Origin of the sequence: Bifidobacterium merycicum DSM 6492 (assembly GCF_900129045.1) — a bacterium.
GTDB lineage: Bacteria > Actinomycetota > Actinomycetes > Actinomycetales > Bifidobacteriaceae > Bifidobacterium > Bifidobacterium merycicum.
Genome location: NZ_FQTX01000001.1, coordinates 379495 through 404987, shown reverse-complemented (window position 1 = coordinate 404987; position 25493 = coordinate 379495). Strand labels below are relative to the sequence as shown.

16 protein-coding genes are annotated in these 25493 nt (G+C 61.2%); 3 read left to right on the top strand and 13 right to left on the bottom strand.

Going from position 1 to position 25493, the window contains the following annotated elements:
- Positions 1 to 26 precede the first annotated feature (26 nt).
- The 3 genes from BUB29_RS09995 to BUB29_RS01600 form a co-directional block, all read right to left on the bottom strand.
- A complete protein-coding gene (locus BUB29_RS09995; RefSeq protein ID WP_143155117.1) occupies positions 27 to 416 on the bottom strand; it encodes a hypothetical protein in 390 nt (129 codons plus the stop codon).
- 139 nt (positions 417 to 555) lie between these two features.
- The gene (locus BUB29_RS10215; RefSeq protein ID WP_268751042.1) at positions 556 to 681 is read right to left on the bottom strand and encodes a hypothetical protein; all 126 of its coding nucleotides are present in this window, start codon (positions 679 to 681) and stop codon (positions 556 to 558) included.
- Positions 682 to 702: 21 nt separating this feature from the next.
- Positions 703 to 1107, bottom strand: a complete 405-nt coding sequence (locus BUB29_RS01600; RefSeq protein WP_234945670.1) for a helix-turn-helix domain-containing protein — start codon at positions 1105 to 1107, stop codon at positions 703 to 705.
- 86 nt (positions 1108 to 1193) lie between these two features.
- On the opposite strand from BUB29_RS01600, the gene BUB29_RS01595 reads away from it, so the two are divergent.
- Entirely contained in the window at positions 1194 to 1733 is a 540-nt protein-coding gene (locus BUB29_RS01595; protein ID WP_033522953.1) for a peptidylprolyl isomerase, read from the top strand.
- Positions 1734 to 1817: 84 nt separating this feature from the next.
- Here BUB29_RS01595 and BUB29_RS01590 read toward each other — a convergent pair whose 3' ends face one another.
- The 3 genes from BUB29_RS01590 to BUB29_RS01580 form a co-directional block, all read right to left on the bottom strand.
- Complete coding sequence (locus BUB29_RS01590; RefSeq protein WP_033522954.1) at positions 1818 to 4142, bottom strand: RelA/SpoT family protein; 2325 nt, start codon at positions 4140 to 4142, stop codon at positions 1818 to 1820.
- A 98-nt stretch (positions 4143 to 4240) separates the two neighbouring features.
- Entirely contained in the window at positions 4241 to 4726 is a 486-nt protein-coding gene (gene dut, locus BUB29_RS01585; RefSeq protein ID WP_033522955.1) for a dUTP diphosphatase, read from the bottom strand.
- Positions 4726 to 5016, bottom strand: a complete 291-nt coding sequence (locus tag BUB29_RS01580) for a DUF4193 domain-containing protein (RefSeq protein WP_033522956.1) — start codon at positions 5014 to 5016, stop codon at positions 4726 to 4728. Before BUB29_RS01580 ends, dut begins: the two co-directional genes overlap by 1 nt.
- 146 nt (positions 5017 to 5162) lie before the next feature.
- Between BUB29_RS01580 and sepH the strand changes: the two genes are divergently transcribed.
- Positions 5163 to 6341, top strand: a complete 1179-nt coding sequence (gene sepH, locus BUB29_RS01575) for a septation protein SepH (RefSeq protein ID WP_034249690.1) — start codon at positions 5163 to 5165, stop codon at positions 6339 to 6341.
- Positions 6342 to 6455: 114 nt separating this feature from the next.
- On the opposite strand, the gene BUB29_RS01570 is transcribed toward sepH, so the two are convergent.
- From BUB29_RS01570 to BUB29_RS01560, 3 genes are all read right to left on the bottom strand, one after another.
- The gene (locus BUB29_RS01570; protein WP_033522957.1) at positions 6456 to 7706 is read right to left on the bottom strand and encodes an alkaline phosphatase family protein; all 1251 of its coding nucleotides are present in this window, start codon (positions 7704 to 7706) and stop codon (positions 6456 to 6458) included.
- Positions 7707 to 7837: 131 nt separating this feature from the next.
- On the bottom strand, positions 7838 to 10402 hold the full coding sequence (locus BUB29_RS01565; protein WP_081888409.1) for a bifunctional lysylphosphatidylglycerol flippase/synthetase MprF: 2565 nt from the start codon (positions 10400 to 10402) through the stop codon (positions 7838 to 7840).
- Between the two features lie 50 nt (positions 10403 to 10452).
- On the bottom strand, positions 10453 to 11817 hold the full coding sequence (locus BUB29_RS01560) for an alpha/beta hydrolase (protein WP_033522958.1): 1365 nt from the start codon (positions 11815 to 11817) through the stop codon (positions 10453 to 10455).
- A 261-nt stretch (positions 11818 to 12078) separates the two neighbouring features.
- On the opposite strand from BUB29_RS01560, the gene BUB29_RS01555 reads away from it, so the two are divergent.
- Entirely contained in the window at positions 12079 to 14772 is a 2694-nt protein-coding gene (locus BUB29_RS01555; RefSeq protein WP_033522959.1) for a DNA gyrase/topoisomerase IV subunit A, read from the top strand.
- 87 nt (positions 14773 to 14859) lie between these two features.
- Here the strand turns inward: BUB29_RS01555 and BUB29_RS01550 are convergent, their stop codons facing one another.
- The 4 genes from BUB29_RS01550 to BUB29_RS01535 form a co-directional block, all read right to left on the bottom strand.
- On the bottom strand, positions 14860 to 15831 hold the full coding sequence (locus tag BUB29_RS01550) for a ribokinase (protein WP_107315360.1): 972 nt from the start codon (positions 15829 to 15831) through the stop codon (positions 14860 to 14862).
- 218 nt (positions 15832 to 16049) lie between these two features.
- Positions 16050 to 19364: an AAA family ATPase gene (locus BUB29_RS01545; protein WP_033522960.1), complete on the bottom strand. Its 3315-nt coding sequence runs from the start codon at positions 19362 to 19364 to the stop codon at positions 16050 to 16052.
- The gene (locus BUB29_RS01540) at positions 19361 to 20767 is read right to left on the bottom strand and encodes a metallophosphoesterase family protein (protein ID WP_051915030.1); all 1407 of its coding nucleotides are present in this window, start codon (positions 20765 to 20767) and stop codon (positions 19361 to 19363) included. Before BUB29_RS01540 ends, BUB29_RS01545 begins: the two co-directional genes overlap by 4 nt.
- A gap of 49 nt (positions 20768 to 20816) precedes the next feature.
- Positions 20817 to 25466, bottom strand: coding sequence for a DEAD/DEAH box helicase (locus BUB29_RS01535; protein ID WP_033522961.1), 4650 nt, complete (start codon positions 25464 to 25466; stop codon positions 20817 to 20819).
- Positions 25467 to 25493 lie beyond the last annotated feature (27 nt).

The following is a 25493-nucleotide window of genomic DNA, read 5'->3' as shown; positions in this document are numbered from 1 at the left end:
TTGTAAGGAGCACACAAAGCTGCATATCAAATAATCGACCGGGTTTGATTAGAAATAATCCGTAGGATTAAAGAGGAATCCCGATGCCGGATAATATGCGCAAGCCCTTTGTTCCAAAATGCAAGTTGCACATATTCCCATCCAGTCGCAAGAAGTGAAGGATGAACAGTCGCCCAACCAACTTCTGTGTTCCAAAACCACAGACTCGTTGAAGGCTTTGCAGCTTTTGCCCATGCCAAAACATGCGGCTTATACCATTCAACCAAACCGGAAACGTCAGTTGTATCACCGCGAAAACCGCGTACTCCATAAGCACCATCGGACACAATTAAATCCGGTGCCGGCCATTTGTCATATTTTTCCGATGCATTGCCGTGATGCAAATCATGCATCGGACCGACATGCTCTCTTCGCATGTCACTATCCTCACTTTGATTATCGCACAATCCCATTATTACCCGTTATGCTGTTATCTACAATCCATAACGGTCTTTCCCGAAGAAACTCTGGTCACCTCTTCCGATACCGGCATGTACATCGCCATCTCACCGGAAATTAACTGCTCATGCGGATGGGATACGTGACCAGTCCCACCGCCAGCGCGACGACGAGCAGTGCGACGAAGCCCGCACCGATGACGGCGACGCCCAGGTATATCGCGAGCATGTAGAGTCCGAACATGATCGACCTTCCTTCCCTCTCCTATTTCGTTCCTTCGGGCATGTAGGTGTAGTCGACGACGACGCCCACCGCCTCGCGCACGGCGGCGGCATGCCGTTTCGCGGACGCCTCGGCCTTGATCCAGTCGGGCAGGTCGCCGGGCAGGTCGGAGACGCGCGAGAACGAAAGCGTGGCCCGCTCCTCTCCCCTGTGCCGTTCCACGATGGCCGCGACGGCGCGCCTGTGTTCGGCGAGATAATGTTCGAGCATCTCCCGCATCCTCTCCGAGGGTTGGATCCGGTATTTCTTCGACTCGTATTTCTTGACCATGCCCACGGTGAGGTTCGCGAGCACGGCCACGTCGTGCTGGGTCATGCCGATACGTTCGCGCGCGGCACGCGCCCAGGCCTTGCCGTTCATTCCGTTCAAGCCTTCCGGGATTGCCATCCGTTCCATCCTTCCCGGTGCCTTTAGGTGCCTCCACGACGCAGGTCGGCCAAAACAGTCCCGAAGGCATGGAAGAATCTGAAGACATGACTACAGTTATCATGCGCACCTCCGAAGGTGACATCAGAATCAACCTGTTCGACGATAAGGCCCCGAACACCGTGGCTAACTTCCTCGGTCTCGCCACCGGCGAAAAGCAGTGGCTCGACCCGATGAGCGGCCAGCCTTCCAACGATCCGTTCTACAACGGCCTTACCTTCCACCGCATCATTAAGGACTTCATGATTCAAGGCGGTTGCCCGCTGGGCACCGGTACCGGCGGCCCCGGCTACGAGTTCGACGACGAAATCGACCCGAGCCTGAAGTTCGACCACCCGTACCTGCTGGCCATGGCGAACGCCGGACTGCGTCGCGGCCGCGACGGCCAGATCCACGGCACCAACGGCTCCCAGTTCTTCATCACCACCGTGCCGACCCCGTGGCTGGACGGCCACCACACCATCTTCGGTGAGGTCGCCGATGACGAGTCCAAGGCCGTGGTCGACAAGCTCGAAGCCGTCTCCACCGATCGCATGGACCGCCCGACCGAACCGGTGGGCATCGTCTCCGTCGAAGTGGTGAAGTGATTCGCACCGCCTGATCGAAGGCATATGACCATATGGAAAAGCGACCCTCAATAGGGTCGCTTTTCCATATGCAGCAACATGTCGCTACTTCATCTTGCGCATGCGCGGCTCGGCGGACTCCTTGGCACCGGTGAGACGGTACACGTCGAACACGCCTTCGATCTTGCGCACGGCGGCGAGCAGCGTGTTCAGATGTTGCGGGTCAGCCATTTCGAAGCTGAACTGGCTGGTGGCCACACGGTCAGAACCGGTGGAGATCGAACCGGAGATGATGTTCACGCCATGGTCGGAGAGCACGCGGGTCACGTCAGACAGCAGGTTGCGCCTGTCAAGCGCCTCCACTTGGATCTTGACCATGAACACGCCCTGCGTGCTGGTCCATTCGACTTCGACCACGCGTTCCGGCTGACGCTTCTTCAAATCAATCATGTTCTGGCAGTCGGCGCGATGCACGGAAACACCCTGGTTGCGCGTGATGAATCCGACGATCTTATCCCCCGGCACCGGCATGCAGCAACGGGCGAGCTTGACCCACACGTCACCCACGCCCTTGACGGACACACCGCTGGAGCTTGTACGCTTGGCACGGCGTTCGACCGGCTTGAGCGGCAGGACCTCCTGCTCGATCTCCTCGTCGACTTCGTCGGCACCGGCGTCCTTGACCAAGTGCGAGATGACGTTCTGCGTGGAGATCTGACCGTCGCCGATGGCCGCGAATAGACCATCCGCGTTCGGGAAGTTGAGTTCGTCGGCAACACCGACCAGCGCCTCCGTGGTGAGCAGCGCGTTAATCGGCAGATTACGCTTGCGCATGGCGCGCGTCAGCTCGTCACGCCCCTCCTCGATGGCTTCGGAACGGCGTTCCTTGCTGAACCATTGACGGATCTTGTTGCGCGCCTTCGGGCTTTTGGCAAAGCTCAGCCAGTCGCGCGACGGGCCGGCGGTGTCGGACTTCGACGTCAGGATCTCGACCGTATCGCCGTTCTCAAGCTTGGTGTCGAGCGGCACCAAACGTCCGTTGACACGGGCACCCATGGTGCGGTGACCCACTTCGGTGTGCACGGCGTACGCGAAGTCGACCGGCGTGGCCTGCGCGGGCAAGGAAACGATCTTGCCCTTCGGCGTGAACACGTACACTTCGGCCGAACCGAGGTCTTCCTTGAGGGAGCCGAGGAATTCGTTGGAGTCCGGCGTTTCGCTGGTCCAATCGGCCAGCTGCTGGATCCATTTGAGGTTATCGGCTTCGCTGATGTCCTGGCTTTCGCCGCGCTTACGGTCGGAGCTGTCCGGCGAGCTCAGCGCACGGCCCGCCTGACCGTTCTCCTTGTACTTCCAATGCGCGGCGATGCCGAATTCGGCCCGCCTGTGCATGTCCCACGTGCGGATCTGAATCTCCACCGGCTTGCCGCCAGGACCCACCACCGTGGTGTGCAGGCTCTGGTACATATTGAGCTTCGGCATGGCGATGTAATCCTTGAAACGCCCCGGAACCGGGCTCCACCGCGCATGCACGGCGCCCAAGGCCGCGTAGCAGTCCTGAATCGAATCGACGATGATGCGCACGCCCACCAAATCGTAGATGTTGGCGAAATCATGCCCGCGCACGATCATCTTCTGATAGATGGAGAAATAGTCCTTCGGGCGTCCCGTCACATACGCCTTGATGTTCTGCTCGTCCAGATCCTCATTGATCTCGGCGAGTATCTGCTTGAGATACACGTCGCGCTGCCCGGCGCGGCGGGCCACGAGCACCACGATCTCGTTGTAGATCTTCGGGTAGATGGTTTTGAAGCTCAGTTCCTCAAGCTCGGTTTTGATGGCGTTCATACCGAGACGATTGGCCAACGGCGCGTACACGTCGAGCGTCTCGTGAGCCTTCTTGACGGCGCTGGCGGTTTTGACATAGCGCCAGGTGCGGGCATTGTGCACACGGTCGGCGAGCTTGACGACCAGCACGCGCACGTCACGGCTCATGGCCACGACCATTTTGCGAATGGTTTCCGCCTGCGCGGAATCACCGTATTCCATCTTGGAAAGCTTGGTCACGCCATCCACCAAACCGGTGACGGTGTCGCCGAATTCGGCGCGGCATTCGTCAAGCGTGTAATCGGTGTCTTCGACGGTGTCATGCAGCAGTCCGGCCGCGACCACGCGCGGTCCCATACCCAGATCGGCGAGGATCTGCGCGACCGCAAGCGGATGGATGATGTACGGCTCGCCGGATTTGCGCCGCTGCGAGGAATGTTGGATGACCGCTCGCTTGTAGGCGCGTTCGAGGATCGTCATGTCCTCGCCGGGGTGATGCACCATGCACGCCTGCATGATGGGCAGCAACGGGTTTACGGGGTCGGAGCTGACCTCGCAGCCCAGTTTTCTCGCGGAATCGAACTCCATGTCGTCGTCTGCCATACTTGCCTCTCCATCGCTTGCGGTATTACACGCGAATGTCTCCACGTTATCACCGCTTGCCCGCCGACCCGCTTTCGAGCGGCGGGCAAGCCGATGCGTCATGCTTTGATTCCGGTGGATCCGAAGCCCTGTTCCGCGCGATCCGATCCCGGCAATGTCTCGGCCGGAATGAATCTGGCTTCCACGTACCGCTGGATGACCAGCTGCGCGATACGGTCGCCGATCTCGAAATGCGCGGTGTGTTCCGGATCGAGGTTGATCAGCGGAACCTTGATTTCGCCACGGTAGCCCGCGTCGATGGTTCCGGGCGCATTGAGCACCGTGATGCCCTGCTTGACGGCCAAACCGCTGCGGGGATGCACCAAAGCCACGTATCCGGCCGGCAGCGCGATGGCGACGCCGGTGGGTACCAGTCTTCGCTCGAACGGTTTCAGGTCGAATGACTCGGCGGCTCTCAGGTCGGCGCCGGCGTCCCCGGCGTGCGCATAGTGCAACTGCACCAGTTCCGCCGGTTGACCTTCGTTCACGGCCTTGATGAGAACCTCGGTGTTCTCCGGCTCGTTGTAGGTTTCGTCGAACGACATCAGGCGGCGCATTCCTTGCAGACGGGACCATCCTCGGTGGTGTGGTCGAGCTGGCTGCGATGCTTCACCAGGAAGCATTCGGAGCAGATGAACTCGTCACCCTGCATCGGAATCACCGTCACGGAGGAGTCCTCGTTGCTCAGATCGGCGCCGGGCAGCTCGTAATCCTCGGCGATGGCGTTCTCGTCGTCATCAAGATCGCTCGCGGAGTTCTGCGAGCTTTTGCCCAAGGCCTGCAGCGATTCCTCGTCCTCGTCCTTATTGCGGGGGAAATCGTAATCCTGAGCCATCACATTTCCTTTCTTCGGTCCAAGCGACACGCACTCGGTGTCGGGTCTACTCCCGTAGAGGATACACGAAAAGAAATACTCGTAAAGTTCGACACGTGGGGCATACTTAAAGAAGTGCATAAGTTTTAGCGGAAAGTGGTGTGCGCATGGCTGATAATTCGCCTCGGGGCGCCCGACTGGACCATGTCTCCGACGCAGGTGACCTGGTATTCGTCGCGGGCGGCGAGAAGTTCCTCGTCACGGTGGACGAAAAACTGGAGCGAGCCATCCTTGAAGCCAAGCAGATTCGCTTGGAAGCGTCGGGACAACAGCAACCCCAGACCCACGACACGCTGCCGATTTCGAAGATCCAGCAGCTGATTCGCGCCGGTTTCACCCCTTCGGAGGTGGCCGAGCAGTACAACCTCAACGAGGCGCTGGTCCGACGGTTCTCCTCCTCGGTGCAGACCGAGAAGCAGTACGCCATCGAACAGTTCAAACGCGTTCCGGCCCCGAAGGAGAGCCGTGCGCACACGGTGGAGGATCTGATCGCGATCGCCATCAGCGAGTCGCATATCGAACGTGACACGCTCGCCTGGAGCGCGACGCGCCGTGGGCATGAGCCGTGGCATATCTTCGCCGATTTCATGATTTCCGGCGAACAGATGCGCGCCGAATGGACTTGGAATATGCATGACAATTCCGTGGTGAGCCTTAACGACATCGCGAAGCGGATCATGGAGGAGCATCGCATCGTCGACCGTTCCCCCAACATCATCTTCGATGAGACGGTTCCGTTGGACGACACGGCATCCGCGCACACCGCGGATGGGGATTCCCCTTCGCCCACGATTCCGCTGATCACCGAGCGGGTGAACGGCACGCAGCGTCTCGCGGTGGACACCGTGGCATACACCGCGCAGACCGCCGAGGCCATGGCGAACGAGCACAACGAGACGGATGGTTCCCGGAACGGCGGCGATGAGGGTGATGCCGCGAATGGCGACGAGCGGGGAGACTCCCCCGATGAGCACGCCGAAAACGCCGGCGGCACCGGCGCGAACACGGATACGAACGTCGCCGATACCCAGAACGCGGAAGGCAACAACAGCAACGGCGACGACGGTCAGCCGCAGTCCGATGACGCGCAAAGCCAATCCACCGACCAGCCCCAAGGCGATCCGAACACACCGGAGACCCGCAGCATCACGTCCGAGCAGGCCGTCGCCGCGCAGGACGCGACGGATACGGATGAAACGCCGCGCGTGGCCAAGACGGTGCGGGCGAAGCGCCGTTCCGGTCGTTCCGCGGTACCCAGTTGGGACGAGATCCTCTTCGGCGAATGATCGATAGGCGGCAAACGCCTTCCCACACGCCCATACAGAACGGCCTTCCGGTGGTCCTCACCGGGAAGGCCGTTCACTGTTTCCAAGCCCGTCAGAGCCGCCGTATCGGCGTGATCAGGCCACATCCACAATGCAGGGGATGTCCATTTCCATCATGGTCTGCGATCCATGCACGCTGAGCAGGCGCGTGGCCTTATCCGCCTGGGTGCGCGAATCGACGATCGTGACCTCATCGGCAGCCTGCACGATCACGTCGCCGAGCATCGGCGCCACGCGTTCGCTCACCATGCCGAACAAACCATCGGCCATCGCCTGCGTCTTGGTACGGACCAACGCCCTATCGCCCAGGAAATCACGCCATCTACCCGCCACGGCCTCCGGATCATCCTCCGCATACAGCATCACCGCACGCGGTTCTCCGCCCACGAAGCGGACACCCCGCTGCAATGCCGGTTCGCCTGCGATGTCGATACGTTTGGCCGGATCGGCGTTCACCATGCCATGGTCGGCGGTGATCACGATCAGCGTGCCCTTCGGAGCCTCCCTGGCCAGCAATGCCAGTTGAGCGTCGATATGCTCGAACGCGGCGATCCATTTATCGCTGTCCCAGCCGCTGCTGTGACCGACCTTGTCCGCGTCACGAATGTACAGATACGACAATCCCGGCTTGCGCGCGGCACCGGCGGCCGCCCTGACCCGTTCGCGCGGCGTGACGTTGGCGATGTACTCGCTTCCGCGCAATGCCGCCTCGCTCAACGGCGACCCCTTGAATTTCGCCAGCCCGGAACTCGTGACACGCACCCCTTGAGCGCTCAGCGTCTCAAACACGGTGGGCTGGCGCTGCAGATCATGCGGATCGATGATGGGCGCGAGAGGACCATTCATCTTCGGCGCGAGCGGATCCTTGAACTGGATGAGCTGGATGAGCCTGTCCAGTGCAGGCACGAACTGCGTATACCCGGCCATGGCCGTCAACCCCGGGCAGGTGCCCGTGCCGAACGTGCCCATGGCCGCCGTGGTGGTGCTGGGAGCGCAAGTGGAGATGGGGCGGCGGTTCGCCTCGTCCCTCAGCAGCGAGCGCAAGTACGGCGCGTGCCCGATGCGGTCGGTGAGATTCCAGAAGCCAAGACCATCCACCAGCACCACGATGGCGGAACGCACGTCGGGGAATCCCAACGCGCGCTGCAAGCTCTTCGGGTCGCCATGCACAGCCGTGGGCACGGGATGCCCGATGGCGCTGGACAAGGCCGGCAGGATGGAAGACAGGTGCAACGCTCCCCCGCGCTCCCCCTCCTGCGGCAGGTGATCACCATACGTCGCCGTGGGCACCAGCCCCAGCAGTTCTTTTCTTTCCGGCATTTCCATGATGTCCCTATCCTAAACCTCACCCCCCAACCGGGATTCCGTTGCCGGACCGGTTGAGGGGTGAGCGATCGATTCAAACCGAAGGCTCCGGGCCGAAGCGTTTCCACGCCCGGTTCCGGAGCCTCATGGCATCACTTGCGGCCGTTGCCGAGGGGCTTCACCATGCCCACGGCCTGCTTCACGGTGACGGTCGGCACGTAGGCGCGCACCACAGCCAAACCGATCTGCGCGAGCTTCGCCGAATCGCGGTAGCACACGTATACGGGCTCTTCGGCGGGCTGGAACTTGCGCTTGAAGTTGAACAGCGAACGGAAGCCATACGCCGGTTCCATAAGGTTGGCGACCAGCTGCAGGCCATGCTGCAGGATGACCATGCCTTCACTGGTGTTGCCGTTCTCATCGGTGTTGTCGCGCTCCGGATTCATGCCGGCGAGCGGCGCCGCGGACAGGCTCATGAACTCGACGGCGTTCTGCGGATCGGCCTCGCCCTCGTCATGCAGACGCTGGGCCATACGGGCGATGAGGAACTCCATGATGCCGTTCGGGCTGTCGGTGCGATGACGCATGAAGTCCAACGTCCAACCGACCAGACGGCCATCGCGCCATGTCGGCATCCAGCTGGTGACGCCGAGCACGCGACCGTCCGCGTCGATGGCGTACAGCAGCTTGACGCGGGGATCGCGCAGCTCCTCCACGCCACCGAGGGTGAACTTCATTTCAGGCAGCGCCTTGCCGGACGTCCATTCGTCGGAAATGTCCTCGATCTGCTCACGCACGTCGAACGGCGCGTCGGCGAAACTGGAGTACACGTCGGTGATGCCTTCACGCTTGGCCTTGTTGATGGCCGTGCGGATGTCCTGCCACTTCTTGCCGGTGGTCTTCCAGCTACGCGGATCGACCACCATTTCGCCGCCGACCTCGATGGAATGCCAGCCGGACTTGAGCAGGAAGTCACGCTGCCCGCGATGCACGCTGTAGAACACGGGGATCAGCGACTGCTTGGCGCAGAAGGAGGAGAACTCCTTCAAATCGCTTTCCCACTCGGCGGGATCGCCGAACGGACCGGTACAGGTCAGCGCGATGCCGTTGACGACACGGTACGCCACCGCGGAACGCTTGGACGGCGACAGCCAATACTGGTTGCCCTCCCACGTGGCCATGAAGCTCATGGATTCGCCGTCGAGCTCGACCAGACGGCCGGTGCGTTCGCGGACGGCTTCGTTCTCCTGGATGGCGTCCTTCATCCAACGCAGCATCACCACGAGCACGATCAGCCAGAACACCAGGCCGACACCTTGGAACACCACGGACGCGATCAGGGTCTTCGGTTCGAAACTCAGCCCGGAGAAGTGCAGGAAACCGATGGGCAGGAAACGGCTAGGCAATTCGCCGAGCAGGCTTTCCATGGTGACCGTGGGCTTGAAGGAGTCCGGATGGGCCATGCCGTAGATGAGGAACAGACCCGCGCAGGCGAGGAACGCGATGGCCATGGCGCTCAGGCCATGCGCCAGACGCTGCCAGCCGATCGCAATGTTGAAGTGGTTCATCGACATGATCAACGCGACCGCAAGCAGCAACGACGGCAACGCGGTGGTGATGCAGGCGAACATCGCACCATGACGCGCCAAAGAGGAGAAACCGCCATCGGAGAACGTCATCGGGATGAACAGGTAGTAGACCACCGCGACGAACACCTGCAGGATGTCGACGGCCACGGTGCCGATCGCCGCGAAACGACGGCCACGGTATACGCCCCACGCGAGCACCAGCATCACCGCGGTGGGCAGCAGGGAGCGCAGCACGCCACCGGGCATGGAGACGCGCAGCAGATCGAACTGGAGGAAGCAGCCCTGCTTGGTGTTGTTCGCCAGGCAATCGGCGAGCGAGACATTATCGACGTAATCGGGGCTCATCAGCAGGCCGAGCGTGCTCAACGGGCCGGCATGGTTGGGCGAGGTGATCGCGGTGAGCGGGCCCAAGGCCATGATGGCCGAGATCGCACCGAAGATTCGACGGCTTTCCAACACGGAACTGAACTGCCACGGATGCATACCCTTGGATGCCTCGGTTCCACCCTTGGCTAGGAACGACCTGCGCTTGGGCGCTCCGGCGCACACGCGACCGATGATCTGACCGATCAGGGCGGCGGCGAGCACACAATAGTCACCGGGATTGCCGCCATACAGCAACACCACGAGGATGGCGATGTAACCAAGCAGTCTGATACGACGGCGCATCAGGGTATCACTGTAGGCGCTGGCCGCCATGAGCGCGCCGATGACCAGCACCACCGGGCTGAGCGTGAACTGCTGTCGGGTGATGAATCCAACATCCTGATAGGCCAGGCCGATGCCGTAGCACAGGCCGATGCCGACGACCAGACCACCGAGGGCACTCACCAGCGACACCACGATGGTGCGCATAACACCCATGCGTGATTCGGCGACGGTCAGCACGAAGATGATCAGCAACGCGCCGCCGAGCATTTGCAGCACGCCGCGGGTCAGTACCAGCGAAACCAGCAACTTGCCGATGTTGAAGTCGGCGATGGTGGTGTTGAGGTAACGCAACGGCAGCCTATGGCCGAAACACGCCAGAATGATCCACAGGACGATGTTGATCGCCACGAACGCCGCCGTCGTGATGGTGGCGAAATTATGGTTCTTGTTCCATCGCTTGGCGTCATCCCACAGCATGGTCCAAGGCGTTGCGGGCCTTGGTTTCTTTTCTTCCTTGGTTTCACCGCTCACGGCAATACCTCCACTGATTCATATTCATTAAAGGTTTTCGTCATTTTTCCCAGTCCGCTCATGTCGGCGAACCGGTCGATGGTCGGCTTGAGCACCGCCTGCACCGCATGCCAGTCATGGGCGGTGTCGGGCACCTTGATCTTGACGACCGTCATGCCCGCCTGGATACCGGCCTGCGCGTTGGTTTCCAGATTGGTAAGCGACTGGTGGTCAAGGGCGCCTGATCCGAGGATCATGACCTGATCGCTGGGCGCATGCTCCTTGATGGCGTTGGCCGGGATCTGACTGTCATAGGCGCTCTGGTTCCCGTTGAAATACTCGGAGACCATGTGCTCGACGCTGCCGCTGGTCGGTTGCAGTTCGCCGCCGACCGCCATGATCAACGAGTATTGCTTCGGATGCCTCGGCCCCAGCTGCGTGGCGCAGGTCCCGCCCTGTGAGAAGCCGCCGATGGCCCACCGTTGATTGGACACGGGCAGGTTCTCCTTCACCCAGTCGACCACGTCCCGGGTGAGATAGGTTTCCGCCTTGCCCTGCGATGTGTCGGCGCACAGGCTGTTATTGGAGTTCGACCCGTTCTGGTCCGGGGAGATCACGATCGGCGCCAGCCCGTCATGCTTGGACGCGTATTCGTCGAGCATGCCCTTGATATGGCTGGCTTGGAAGAAACGCCCCGGACTGCCCGGCTGCCCGGCCATGAGTTCCATGACCGGCAGTTTGGGTGGATTGGCGCTCAATGCGGCAGGCGGCAGGTAGACCATGGCGTCGCGGACCTTGAACCCGGATTCCGTGGCGGGAATGGATATGTTGTAGATGCGTCCTTCCTTCGGGGTCGTTGGCTTCTTGCCTTCGGCGGCGAGTTTCTTCCACTCCTTGACACTCATCGTGCTCTTATGCAATTTGGATGCGGACAGTTTCGAATACCCCGTGTAACCGAACAGGCTGCCGACGGTCGGGAACTCCTCGTAGATCGCATCCACATGGATGCAGGTGGCGAACAGCGCCACGACGACGGCCACGGATGCCACGACGCGCTTCCACTTGCGTAGGAACACCACACCGCAGATGAGCAGCGCCAGCGCCGCGAAACCGATCGCCACGGCGCGAATCACCTTGGCTCCCATTTCGACGCCGAACACCACGAACACGTCGGAGCACAGCCAAGTCAGCAGATATCCCAAGCCGCCGCTCACCACCGTGGCGATCAGCGTGACGATCACCTGCCTACGATTCCCTCCCCTGATGAGGAACGCCAGCACCGCGATCATCCCGGCTATGGTGAGTATCCAGAACGTCCATGGCAATGCCCCGCTTACCAGCGAGCATTCCATGACAGGTTTCAGCCAAGGCTGATTGAGCATTGCTTCTCTTTCCTTTCGTGATGGCCATATACACCGTAACCAACTACGTACGAAACAACGCCCCGCGGCTTGGCACGAAATCCGCAGCATCATCCCGCGGCATCACGTTTTTCGATTGTATGCCGCATGACAACGGTATCCATCGTTCTGTCGAATGATATCCGGCGTCATCGAACGATATGCGGACGATATACAGGCGGCAAACCGCGGCGGCGGTGAAGACGCTAAAATGGAGCGAGTTTGCAAATTCCAAGGAGTCCCATGGCATCACATCGTAAGGCAGCCGCGCCGGCATACGATCCGCGCACAGTGAAAGAGAACATCGTCGAGACGCCGTTGAATGAGGAGATGAGCAAATCATTCCTCGAATACGCGTACTCCGTGATCTACGCTCGTGCACTCCCCGATGCCCGCGATGGCATGAAGCCCGTACAGCGGCGCATCGTCTACCAGATGGGCCAGATGAACCTGAACCCGGACCGTCCGTACATGAAGTCGGCGCGCGTAGTGGGAGAAGTGATGGGCAAGCTCCACCCGCACGGCGATTCAGCCATCTACGAAGCCATGGTCCGACTGGCACAGCCGTTCGCCATGAGACTGCCGCTCGTGGACGGTCACGGCAATTTCGGCTCGCTGGACGACGGCCCGGCGGCATCCCGTTACACCGAAGCCCGACTCGCTCCCGCGGCGCTCGGCATGAACGCCGATATCGACGAGGACACCGTCGACTTCACACCAAACTACGACAACAAGCTCAAAGAACCCACCGTACTTCCAGCCGCCATCCCGAACCTGCTGGTCAACGGCGGCTCCGGCATCGCCGTGGGCATGGCCACGAACCTCGCCACGCATAATCTCGGCGAGGTCGTGAACGCCGCGAAGTATCTGATGGTGCACCCGGACGCCACGCTTGAGGAGCTGATGCGCTACGTGCCCGGCCCGGATTGGCCGACCGGCGGCATGATCATCGGACGCGACGGCATCCGCGAGGCATACGCTTCCGGACGCGGCACGCTTTCCACTCGCGCCACCACGCATATCGAACATGTGACCGCACGCAAACAAGCCATCGTGGTGACCGAACTGCCCTACATGGTGGGTCCGGAGAAGGTGCTCGAACGCATCTCCGAAGGCGTGAAGAATCATAAGCTCGAAGGCATTTCCGGCGCGATCGACCTGAGCGACCGCCATAACGGCACCCGTTTGGTGATCGAGCTGAAAACCGGTTTCGACCCGCACGCCGTGCTCGTGCAGCTGCTCAAGCACACCCCGTTGCAGGATAATTTCGCCATGAACAACGTGGCGTTGGTCAATGGGCGCCCGCACACCATGGGGCTTAAGGAGATGCTCCAGGTGTGGATCGACCACCGACGTGTAGTGATCAGGCGTCGCAGCGAATTCCGCCGGACGAAGGCACTGGAGCGACTGCATCTGGTCGAGGGGCTGTTGCTGGCGCTGATCGACATCGATGAGGTGATCCAGGTCATCCGCTCCTCCGAAAACGCGGATGCCGCCAAAACACGGTTGATGGCCGTATTCGACCTGGACGACATCCAGGCGCAGTATATTCTCGACCTGCGTCTGCGCAGACTGACCAAGATGAGCCGCATCGAACTGGAATCCGAACGCGATGATCTGCACAAACGCATCGAGGAACTCGAGCGCATCCTGGCGTCCGACAAGGCGCTCGACCGGGTCGTGGTCGATGAGATGGACGGGGCCGTGGCCGAATACGGAACGCCGCGCCGCACCGTGCTGCTGGACACCGACGCCGAAGGCAACCTCGCCCCGGTTGTGGCCGAAGGCATGACCGGCGTCTCCGCTTCGGCGCTCGAAGCCGTCAAATCCGCTAACACGGTGTCATCCGCCGCTGCGGATGTGGCGGCGGCGAAGAAGGCCGGCGAGCAAAGCATGGCTTTGGAAATCGAAGACGAGCCCTGCACGGTGATGATGAGCGCCACCGGACTGATCGCACGGGCCACGCCGGAAGCACTGAGCATGTTCCGGTCACGTTCCGTTTCCGGTGAACGTGCCACCGACGACCAGATCGTCTCCATCTTCTGCACCACCACACGCGCCACCTATGCGCTGATCACATCGGCCGGACGGCTGGTGCTCGCGCAGGTGGCCGATCTGCCGGTCGTACCCGCTACGAACACGCTCAGTCTGAGCAGCGGGGTGAAGGCGGATGAGCTGATCGGGCAGACGGAAAGCACCGACCCGATCCGCGGCGAGCATGTCGTCACCGCAATCGCCATGGAGCCCGTTTCGAAAAAGCATTCCGATGACGCGACGGATAGCGACACGACCGAGCCGCAGGCATTGCCGCCATTGGCCATCGGCACGCGCGCGGGCGTGGTGAAACGCTGGAACCGCGAAGCCCCGACCACCATGGATTCCTGGTCGGTAATCGACCTGAAGGACGGCGATGAGATCGTATTCGCCGCAATCGCCCGCGACGAGGATCGACTGGTGTTCATCTCCACGGATTCCTCGCTACTGACCTTCGAGGCGAAGAATGTACGCCCGCAGGGCCGCACGGCCGGAGGCATGGCGGGCATCAAGCTTGCGGAAGGCTGCAAGGTTGCCACATTCAATGTAGTCGCAGCCGACAAGGTCGCATGGACCTATGAGGAAGGCGATAACGGACTGACTTCGGCGTCCGGCGCCGTGGTGCTTACCGTGGCCGGCGATTCCGACGCGCTGCCGGGAACCGAAAACGGCGCAGCCAAGGTGACCCCGTTCGAAATGTACCCGACCAAGGGGCGTGCCACCGGCGGTGTACGCTCGCAGCGATTCCTCAAGGGGCAGAACACGCTGATCTTCGCCTGGGTGGGCGATTACCCGGTGCATGCCTCCACCGAGACAGGTTCGCCGGTGGAGCTGCCTGAACCGGACATGCGCCGCGACGGCTCGGGAACCGAGCTGGACTCCCCCATCTCCTTCGCCGGGTAGTCGCACGCCGTCTGCGTGCCTGAACGACAAGCGGGGTCTTCCACCTTCCGATGGGAGACCCCGCTTGTCTGTATGGGGACGAATCGGCTACTCGCCGTCGCTGAAGTAGTTGATCACTTCGGTCGCGGAGCCGTACGCGGACTGCGCGCCCAGCTTGGTGGCCGCATATGCGGAGACATAGGAACCCATCTGCGCGGACTGCAGCAGCGTATAGCCAGCCGCCAATCCGGCGAGCACGGTTCCCATGAAGGAATCAATGCAGCCGGTGGCATCCACGGACTTGACCTGCACCGCAGACACACGATGCCAGTTGCCGTTCTCAATCACAATCGAACCGGATGCGCCGAGCGTGACCACCACGCGGTCGAAACCGTAATCCTCGAAACGGGACACCGCGTCGAACCAGTCGATGGTGGAGACGTCTTCATCCGGCATGCCCAGCAACTGGGCCACCTCATGCTGGCTGACCAGCAGAATATCCACTGCTTCGATAAGCTCATGGGGCAATTCGTCGATGAACGGCGAATCGTTGAGCAGCACCGTGACACCGGCCTCATGACCGGTCTGCGCCGCCGCGATGACCGTGGCCAAAGGGCTTTCCAGGCACAGGCCCAGCACCTTGGCCTCGGAGATCACGTCCTGATGCGACTGCACGTACCCCGCACTGACCTTCGCGTTCGAACCCGGCGAATACACGATGGTGTTCTTGCCTTCCGGATCCACGGTGATGATGGTGGTACCGCTCACACCTTCCTCATGCAGGATCTCGGCGGTGTCGACACCGGCCTCATCCAACTTACGCAGCAGGAAGTTCGCGTTATCGTCTTCGCCCACGGCACCCAGCATGCACACCTGTGCGCCGAGACGCGCCGCCGCGGACGCCTGATTGGAGCCCTTGCCGCCAGGCAGGATCTTGAGGCTGCCGCCGCTGACCGTCTCACCCGGTGCCGGCAAGTGCTTCGCCGCAACCGTGTAATCAGCGTTCATGGAGCCGACGACAACGATGGAGCCTCGTGCGCCTTCCAGTGAACGTAATCGTTCCCGAATGGCCTCGGGCATCTGTTCGCGCTCTTCACTCTCTTCAAGCATGCGCTTCAGCATAGTAGCCTACCCGCCCAAACGCCATTTTTCTCACATCAGTACACACGAAAATCGTGTTGGCATAAGGCTCAAAACACTGCTATCGCAACGGCTCGTCACTTATTTTGATGAATGAACCAACAATCCGTGAGACCATGGCACAACACGTTTCGAGCCTTACCGACCGACGATATCCGTCAGATCGTCACCGAAAGACGGCTTTCGGCGTTCTCGCTCACGCGTTCCACCGTGATCCGTTCCGCAATCTGCCCTTTCAAGCGCCCCACATGGGAGATGATGCCGATGTCACGACCGCGGGCGATGCCTCGCAGCACATCCATCACATCGTCCAGGAACTCATCGGACAACGTGCCGAACCCCTCATCGATGAACAGCGTATCCATCGAGACCCCGCCGTTCTCGGCTTGGATGACATCGGCAAGCGCCAACGCCAATGCCAACGAGACGAAGAAGGTTTCGCCGCCGGACAACGTGCTGGGCTCGGTGGCGATGTCGGTACGCCTGTCGAGCACCTCGATGGGCAGACCCGTTTTGCCTCCGGCCCGCCCTTCATGATCGCCAAGACGCAACTCGTAGATTCCTCCACGGATGTCTTTGAGCAGCTCGTTGGCACGGTCGAGCACGTCGCGGAAACGTTCGGTGACGGCATAGGTGATGAGCGACACCTTGTGCGCCGCAGGCGAATTCCTATCCCCCATGGCAAGCAGGGCCATGGTACGGATCGGCGCATAGGAGACCATGGCCTGCCGCCAGTCGGACGCCATAACGCGCAACTGGCTCGCATAGCGCCGACGTTCGGCGTCAAGCGCTGACGCGGTGCTCTGCAAGCGCATGGCCTCGTCACGCCGCAGTCTGGACGCTTCCAACGCTTCGGCAGTGCGCTCGATGCTGTATTGGCCGCCGATGGCCTTCCAGGCATGCCGTTGCCGTGTCAGCTCGTCGTCGGCACGTTCCAGTTCGCCCTGCGCCGCGGCATGATTCCGTTTATAGGAGTCGATGCGCTGTTTGAGCTGTTGTATGCTTCGTTCGTCAAGTGCGGCATGGCATGCTGCGTCAAGGTCCGTGAATGCGCTCGATGCGAGCTTTTCCCGCAATGCGCGCGCGATGGTGCCGCGTTGCTGGTTCAGCGTCTCGTTATGCGCCGTAAGTTCGGTGATGCGCGTTTCGATGGCATTGCGTTCCTTGAGCTTCTGCTCGATCTGCTGCGCACGCCGCTCCTGGCGCCGTGCTTCGGCAAGGCGCCGCTCGGCCCGCTCGCGTTCCTGTTCCACGCTTTGCGCTGTAATGCCCTCCGCTCTTTCGGCGGCCTGCTCCAACGCCTGTCGGGCCGCTGCGCGTTGCGCCTGCACCGCCACGCAATCCTGCTTGGCCCGGTCCAATTCGTTCTTGAACGCACGACGTTGTTCCCTGCTGCGTTTGAGCTTCCCGTATTCATCACGTAACGGTTCGAGCTTCTGCAATGCGCGCTTCGCTTCGGCGAGCCGATTTTCGGCTTCCAAAACGTCGCATCCACCGCTGGCTTCATGCTCCGCTTCGATGTTCTGCCTGAGTTCGGCTAATGCAATGCGTGCTTCGCCCAGTTCGCCCGCACGTCGTTCCGCCTGCACCTTCAACGCGTCGATGCCGGCTTTGGTGGGAGTCTGTTCGGGCTGCCGCGCGGGATGCGGATGCTCTCTGCTGCCGCACACCGGGCATGGCTCGCCGTCATGCAGCTCCTGAACGTACCGGGCGGCGCCTGCGGCATACAGTTGCCGCTGCGCCCGCTCATACGCCGCAACGGCATCCTCGTGGGAACGTTCCAATGCCTTGACCGTGGCTTCGGCCCTGTCTCGTTCTGGCAGCAGCGTCTCGTGGCGTTGCGCATGCTCCAATAGTTCACGTGCGCGATTGACGGTTTCGGTAAGCTGCCCTTGTGTCCCAAGCCTGGTGGCGATCTCGTCCAGTTGCTGTTCGAGCCGGCTTTCCTCGGGGAATTGGCCGATTGCCCGCTGTGCGTGTTCCAGCTTGCCTTGGCATTGTCGCCAGGCTGTTTCCGCCTTCTGCAGCGCATGCTGCGCCTGCTGCATCTGGCCGACCAGTTTGCCATGGGTTTGCGCGATTTCCATCTCACGTTCGGCCGCCTGAGCGACGCCGGCGGCCTGCAACGCCTGGGCATGATCGCGATTGAGGCTGTCAAGGCTCTCGTATTGGTCCAGTTCCGACTGCAGCCGTTCGCGATCCCGCACATTGCTTGCGATCAGCTCGTCCTGCCGTTTGCGATCCCGGGCGAGATCCATGATGGGGTTTGCCTGCATGGCCTGCTCCACACGTTGCTCATCACGCTTGTTCTCCTGTTCAAGAGCGTTCAGCTCTTCCATCCGTACCTGCGCGGACCGCAGATCCCCTTGCGCCTTGCGCACCGCGTTGGCGGTATCGTTTCGCCGTTGGGATTCCCGCCATGCACTGTCCGCTTCGGCAAACTGCGTTTCGGCCTTTGTGACCAACGTCTGCGCGTCGCTTCGCACGGATTCCAGCGTGCCATCGAGTCGTGCCACGATCTGATCGGCGCTGTAGGCTGGCTCATCGATGTCGCCGGCCTCGTTCAAACCCCACCGGGCATCATCGCCGAACGGCATGGCCTCCGGTTGCGCGGCATCCGAAGCCGCCGTAAGGTCGCTCAAAGCGCCATCGATGTCACGATACGCGTTCAACGCCTCACAGATACGCCCAGCATTCGCCTGATTGTCGCGGATCGCGGCGGCAAGGTCATGCCGCTGTTCGTCGACACGCCTGCCGTACTGCTGCCGCATGACGTTCAGCTGGTTTTGAATGTCCTCATATTCCTGCGCGCAGAACAGATCCTTGACCAGTTCGGTCCGCTGTTCCGGTCTCATCCGCAGAAACTCGGCGAACTGGCCTTGCGCAAGCATGATGGTTTTAGAGAACTGGCTACGGTTCAATCCCAACAACCCCGTCACCTCGACGGACACTTCGCTCACCTTGGAGGTGATGGCCTCGGCACGCGCCGGCATGTCGAAGAACGCATAGTATCGTTCCGCTTCCCGACCGTTTTCGGCGTTTTGTGGCACTTCGTCTATCAGCAAGCGAAACTCCGCCTCATAGTCACCGGCGATTCGCATCATGTTCGCCTTGGACTTTTCGCTGGTGAAACCTTCACTACGAGCCTTCGCACGCGGGTATTCCGGGGAACGATACACCTTGTAGTAGTGGCCGCCCTCCTCGAAGATCAGATCCACATATGTCTTCTCCGCTGTGCCATCAAGGAAACGGGAACGCAACCGCTGTTTGTCTCCGGCACCGTTGCGTCCCTCGGTGTTGCCGGAGATGTTGCCATACAACGCAAAGGTGATGCAGTCGAGAATCGTGGTCTTGCCGGCGCCCGTCTCGCCGTCGATCAGGAACATGTGCGATCGCGTCAACGCCGCGAAATCGATCGAGAATTCGCCCTTATACGGCCCTACGCCCTGAAATTTCAATCCGATCAGCTTCATCGACCGTTCTCCTTATCCGCATGCTTGACGTTGGCATCCTTGCTCTTCCCTGCCGATCCGGCATGTTCGGCACCGTTGGAACGCACCGCCTCCACGGCTGTTCTCAGCACCTCACGCTCATCGTCACGAACCTCACGCCCAAGTGAATAACGCACGAAACCGGCCAGCACATCCATCTCGTCGACCGCCGAGCGCATGTCGGCCATCGCATGAGCGGGAGCCGACGATCGTCTGTCGTATACGGGGTTCTTCTCCAGCGCATGCGCGTATCTCGCATCTATTTTCTGGTAGAGCCCGTGTGGGTATTCCTGCAGATGAACGGTGATGGACACCCAGTCGTCGCCGTACGCATCGGCCAACGGGCCGAGCACTTTGTCCAGATCGCCTTCGATTTGGGCGAATGCCGGTTCGCCGGATGCCACGTCAACAACACGAACATCGCCAAGCGCATTGCCTCCCGTTTTCGGCACGCTGGCGGCATCCATATCAAGCAACACCACGCTTTTACCGTTTCCTTCGACCGGCGGCGTACGGCTTTCGGAAAACGAATAGGCCAGCAGCGAACCGCTGTAGCGTGCCTGAGGGGTGCGTGACTGGTGGAATATCGATTCATCGGAATCGGATTGGGCGATGGTGACGCTCTGTGGCCTGTGCAAATGCCCCAGGGCAAGATAGTCGAGCCCGCTGTTCGAGAACAATGCCGCGGGAACGCTGTCCACACCGCCCACGCTGATATTGCGTTCCGAATCGCAAGATTGGGCACCGGAAACGAAGGCATGCGCCATGAGTATCGCGGCCAGCGCAGGCCTCTTGCGACGGCGTTCGGCCAGATCGTTGACAATCAGTTGCAGAGCCGCCTTCATCACGCCCTCGTGCGACCGGGCGATGCGAGCATGCCCGTCTTCGTCGCGTTCCTGCTCCCCATACGCGCCCAATGCGCCGCCGCGCTCATCAAGCATGCTCTGCAGCACCGGCCGCGACAGGTCGGGATCGAGATATGGCAGCGCATACACAGCCAGTTGTTCGCCGCCTATGCCGATCAGCACAGGCTCGTCAATAGTCTCGATATCGCAGCGCATATGCACGTTCGGCCGCATCAGCGCGGCACCAGTGCCCAGACGATCCGCCGAATCGTGATTGCCTGGCGTGAAGATGATCTCCAACGGGTGACCGTTGACCTCCATTCGACCAAGCATGGCGAATATATCGTTGAACAGGCGCACCGCTTCGGTTGAAGGACGTGGCGAGTCGTAGACGTCGCCCGCCACGCATAGCACGTCCACATGCTCGCTGTCGATGAGATTCGCCAGCCATTGCAGCGCCTTGCGCTGGTATTCAAGCAGGTCGACGCCTTTGAACCGTCGACCGATATGCCAATCGGACGTATGCAGTACCCGTATCATTCGTTTCCTTCGTTTTTCGTCTGTATACCATGCCATGGTTGCCGTCCGCTCAGCCATACAGCCGCATGCCTTGCGGACAGGGGGTGAACCCGCCTATGTGGAGTAACCGGACAAAATCGTTCCGTCGGGTCAGTGGCATGCCGTTCATCTCGTGGAAGGTTATGCTCCCGCTCGGCTGCCTGCGCAGCATGTTGCCCAGTTCGCTGCAGGCATGCCTCAGCAATGCCTCGTCTTCGGTGAAGGTCTGGATGCGATGCGAGCGCGGCATGGCGAACAGTACCGGCGATCCGTGTGCCAATACCGTGATGCATCCTGCACGGCGCGCAGGCTTGACGGCATGACCAGGCCCGGAACGCGGCGCCGCCATCCCATCCGTTTTGCCACGGTCTTCTGGCTGATTCGATTGCGGCCATGCGATCGCCGCGCCCGATAGATTGGCCGGGTCGGTCGCGTCCAGCGCCACACATGAACCGTCGTCCCATGCGTGGGAGCGCAAGGCGTCCACAGTGCCAGTATCGGCGAATTGTGCGGCGCCGAATCCTTCGACGAACATGCCGCGCGCTACCGTTCCGTGCTCTTCCATACGCTTCAGCACCGGGTATATTGCGGAGAAGCCTCCGGCAACGGGTTGGACTTCAAGCAGTGGCGCCGCTACAACGCCATACCTGTCCAGCAATGATTCGACCAGTGCGATGGCGTGGCGTTCAGGACCGTCCGGACCATGGGCGGCGTTTTCGTCACCGTATGCATTGTGTGGCGTTCCGATCAGCGACCACAGGCCGGTCATGCATGCCGGGGTCGAACCGTGCGCCCGCGTGTGTGCCAGTGTGCGCGCCCGCCTTCGCGGGGAAGCCGCCGAGGATAGTCGTGCCCCTTGTATCAGAGCCCGTACCGGCGCGAATGAGCTGTTCGTAACCTCACCCTGCCATACCAGAAGCCATAATGCTTGTTCGAAGCGATGCTCATCCCATACGGGAGGCAGCAATTCACCAGTGATGCCGTCCACCTCTTCTGGAGCATGGCGCTGCCAGAGCGCTTTGACGGCGGCGGCCAGCTGTCGCGCGTGGAATGCGCCTCCACCGCCAAGCACCATGCGAATCGCCTGTATCACGGTGCGAGGCTCGTTTTCGGATACATCCGCTTCATTGGTGGAGTCGAAGGATTCGGTGGCCTCAGGCGTATTCTTCCTGGCATCCGCATGCACAGTCAGGCTACCGTCCGTTAGCCCTGCCAGCAGCGGCGAATCCTGCGGGTAGAACGCGATTCGTCCGGTCTCCAGGGCGTCGCCGGCACCGGATTTGCCGCCCACCCACACAACATCGCCGCTGGCCAGCAATTCGTCAAGCAACTGCGGCTGATACCCGTTCACCCGTGCAGGGAAAACCGCGGATTCCCAGACCGACGCATTCAGATACACGCCTTCCAGCTGTTCGATCACGCGCATGAGCCCCTCTGCGCCGTAGTGATGTTCGCCGCCGACCGACCCCACACCTTGCCGGGCAAGCAGAAACGACTGGTATTCGCGTTGCCCGACCGGTTTGACGGCCTTACGAGCCTTAGCCAGTGACAACGTACGAATACGGCGGAACACTTCGCGATGCAGCCATTGATACGCCTGCCCCGCTCGCCCAGTATCGGATTCGTCTTCCTCGCCGTGCTCGGCTTGGGTGAAATGGCCTCGCAGCACTTCCCCCTCGGCGTACATATCGTTAAGCATCCTCACACCTTGCTCCGCGTCAAGCCCCAGATCCGCAATCATGCGGTCGGCGGTGAACGGACCATGTGTTTTGGCGTAGCGCGCCACCCTTCCAGGTACGTCGTCTTCCGGCAGATCGTTCCAGAACGTTCTGCCGGCAAGTTCCCCCTCCACCTGCGCGATCACCTCGCCGTCGAGCAGCGACGGCATATTCGCATCGCCAAGCAGCCGTTCCAATACCTCCGGATCCATGGACAGCAGCCGGCTGCTGCGTTCCGCCTGCGGAACATCGTACTGATACATGACGGAACCGACGAACCCGAACAACAGGTCTTCCGCGAACAGCGACGGGACTTGCGTAACCGTTTCGCTTATGGCTATCGCGCCGGCATTCAGTCCGTCCATGACCTTGCGTAACGCCGGCAGATCGTAGACGTCCTGCAGACATTCGCGTGCGGTTTCCAGCAGCAGCGGAAAATTCCTTTGGGTTCGCGCCGCGTTGAGCAGCTGAGCCGCCCGCAGCCGCTGCTGCCATAACGGCACGCGCCTGCCGGGGCTTGTTCTGGGCAGGAACAGCGACCGTGCCGCGCATTCGCGGAATCGCGCCATATACAGAACTGTCTCGCCGATCTGGGTCTCGATAATGTGCTGCAGCTCGTCCACGTCGAAAAGCAGCAACTGGCGCATCGGCAGTGCACCGTACCCGTCCGGCATCCGCATGACGATACCGTCGTCGGTGGCATACGCCTGGCAGTCGAAACCGTGTCTCTGCCGAATTCGCGCGGCAATGGCCATGGCCCATGGCGCATGCGCCCTTTTGCCGTATGGCGCATGGATGATGATCCGCCAATCCTCGCTTTCGTCCTTGCATCGTTCGACAACCACATGCTTGTCGCCGGGAACAGTCCCCGTGGCGTGTACCTGGTCGGCGATGATGGCCGCCATATTCCCGATGGCGTTATCGTCGAGCCCGTCATGGCGCAGGCGCTCAACGATGTCGACGGCGAAATCCGGACCGTCGCCACGTTCATGGCACCCGGCAGTCCCACCAGTATGATTGCGCAACCCCTGCGCCAGACTAGTGAGGAATCTGCCCTGAGCAAGGCCGAAACCGTAGTCACGACCGTCGCCTTCCCCATGCCAGAACGGCAGGCGCGCGGTGCGGCCGGGTGCGGGGACGACCACCACACGGTCACGTCTGATCTCCTGAATCTGCCAGGATGAGGTGCCCAAGGTGATCACGTCGCCGACGCGCGACTCGTACACCATCTCCTCGTCCAATTCGCCCACTTTGCGCGGACCCGTACCGGACTCGCCTTCGGGAAGCACCACCGTGTACATGCCGCGGTCGGGAATGGTGCCGCCGCTGGTCACCGCAAGACGCTGCGCCCCTGGCCGAGCTGAGATGAGACCGGCTTCCTCGTTGTACTGCAGCGGCGGGCGGAATGCGGAGAACTCCTCGCTGTTGTACGCGCCGGTCATCATGCCCATCACCGAGTCGAACATGTCTCTGTCCAGGTCACGGAAGGGCGCGGCCTTGCGCACTTGCGCATACCATTCGTCCGGGTCGAAATCGTCCATCGCGGCGGCCGCCACGGTTTGCTGGGCCAGCACATCCAGCGGGTTGCTGGGAATGTGCAGCGGCTCAAGATCGCCCGCCGTCATGCTTTCGATGCTGGCCGCGACGCCGATGATCTGCCTGCGGGTGACCGGGTAGAACAGGGCGTGCGATACCCCGCCGACCTTATGATCGGCACGCCCCACCCGCTGCAGGCCGGACGAAACCGACAACGGCGGCGCGATCTGGATCACCAGATCGACCGAACCCATATCGATGCCTAGCTCCAGGCTGGACGTGGCGACAACACAACGCAGACGCCCCTGCTTCAAATCCTCTTCGATCTGCTTGCGCCTGTCTTTGGAAACGGAACCGTGGTGGGCCATGGCAATGACGTCGCCGCCCTCATGTGCTCCCACGAGCATGGTGGTCGAGCCGACGACGGAATCGTAATGCCTGGCGAATCCTTCACGGCCTTCGGGCGAATCCGGTTCGCGATGCCGCGAGGCCCGCAGCTCCGCATACAGGTCGTTAAGCCGTGCGGTGAGTTTTTCCGCAAGACCACGGGAATTCACGAACACCAGTGTGGTGGTGTGCTCAAGCACCTCGTCCAGCACGCTACGCTCGATGGCCGGCCATACCGAACCTCCCGTAGCACTGGTGTCGAGCATGTTCGTTAGCGGCTCAACGACTTTCAGCTCCATATTCGGCCGCACACCAGGGTCGACGACGTGCACGGGACGCTCACCGCCAAGAAAACGCGCCGCTTCGCCAACAGGATTGACTGTGGCGGACAATCCTATGCGTTGCGCCGGGCGTTCGGTCAGCCTGTCCAAGCGTTCCAGGCTCACAGCAAGATGCGCACCGCGCTTGGTGCCGGCCAGGGCATGTACCTCGTCCACGATCACGGTGGTGACGGTGGATAGGATTCGCCGCGCTTTGGAGGTAAGCAGCAGGAACAACGATTCCGGAGTGGTCACGAGAATATCCGGCGGATGATTGACGATTCTGCGGCGTTCCTGCGGCGTGGTGTCGCCACTTCTGGTGGCCACGGCGATCTCCGGCACCTCGCCATGCAATTTGGCGTATCGTTGCCGAATGCCGTCAAGCGGTGCCTCAAGATTCTTCGCAACATCCACGCCCAATGCCTTCAACGGCGAAATGTACAGCACGGTGACGCCGTGAACACTTGCGCCGGCTCTCCCGGCTTTGCCCCCATCGGGATTCCTTTCGGACGACCGCACTGCCTTGGCCGCCATCAACTGGTCGATCGCCGACAGGAACGCGCACAGGGTCTTTCCAGAACCGGTAGGCGCGACGACAAGCGTGTTCTGCCCCGAACCGATGACCGGCCATGCCTGATTCTGCGCTTCGGTGGGTGTGCCGAACGCATCGGCGAACCATGCTGCGACGGGCTCCGAAAACAGATTCAGACATTCGTACATATGTTCGATTATGGCATTACGTTCAGA

Bases quoted from the DNA above. Each gene is read 5' to 3' on its own strand.
- BUB29_RS01580 (WP_033522956.1), bottom strand. From the start codon at position 5,016: ATGGCTCAGGATTACGATTTCCCCCGCAATAAGGACGAGGACGAGGAA.
- BUB29_RS01560 (WP_033522958.1), bottom strand. From the start codon at position 11,817: ATGCTCAATCAGCCTTGGCTGAAACCTGTCATGGAATGCTCGCTGGTA.
- sepH (WP_034249690.1), top strand. From the start codon at position 5,163: ATGGCTGATAATTCGCCTCGGGGCGCCCGACTGGACCATGTCTCCGAC.
- BUB29_RS09995 (WP_143155117.1), bottom strand. From the start codon at position 416: ATGCGAAGAGAGCATGTCGGTCCGATGCATGATTTGCATCACGGCAAT.
- BUB29_RS01600 (WP_234945670.1), bottom strand. From the start codon at position 1,107: ATGGCAATCCCGGAAGGCTTGAACGGAATGAACGGCAAGGCCTGGGCG.
- BUB29_RS01565 (WP_081888409.1), bottom strand. From the start codon at position 10,402: ATGCTGTGGGATGACGCCAAGCGATGGAACAAGAACCATAATTTCGCC.
- BUB29_RS10215 (WP_268751042.1), bottom strand. From the start codon at position 681: ATGTTCGGACTCTACATGCTCGCGATATACCTGGGCGTCGCCGTCATC.
- BUB29_RS01590 (WP_033522954.1), bottom strand. From the start codon at position 4,142: ATGGCAGACGACGACATGGAGTTCGATTCCGCGAGAAAACTGGGCTGC.
- BUB29_RS01555 (WP_033522959.1), top strand. From the start codon at position 12,079: ATGGCATCACATCGTAAGGCAGCCGCGCCGGCATACGATCCGCGCACA.
- BUB29_RS01570 (WP_033522957.1), bottom strand. From the start codon at position 7,706: ATGGAAATGCCGGAAAGAAAAGAACTGCTGGGGCTGGTGCCCACGGCG.
- BUB29_RS01545 (WP_033522960.1), bottom strand. From the start codon at position 19,364: ATGAAGCTGATCGGATTGAAATTTCAGGGCGTAGGGCCGTATAAGGGC.
- dut (WP_033522955.1), bottom strand. From the start codon at position 4,726: ATGTCGTTCGACGAAACCTACAACGAGCCGGAGAACACCGAGGTTCTC.
- BUB29_RS01535 (WP_033522961.1), bottom strand. From the start codon at position 25,466: ATGTACGAATGTCTGAATCTGTTTTCGGAGCCCGTCGCAGCATGGTTC.
- BUB29_RS01595 (WP_033522953.1), top strand. From the start codon at position 1,194: ATGACTACAGTTATCATGCGCACCTCCGAAGGTGACATCAGAATCAAC.
- BUB29_RS01540 (WP_051915030.1), bottom strand. From the start codon at position 20,767: ATGATACGGGTACTGCATACGTCCGATTGGCATATCGGTCGACGGTTC.
- BUB29_RS01550 (WP_107315360.1), bottom strand. From the start codon at position 15,831: ATGCCCGAGGCCATTCGGGAACGATTACGTTCACTGGAAGGCGCACGA.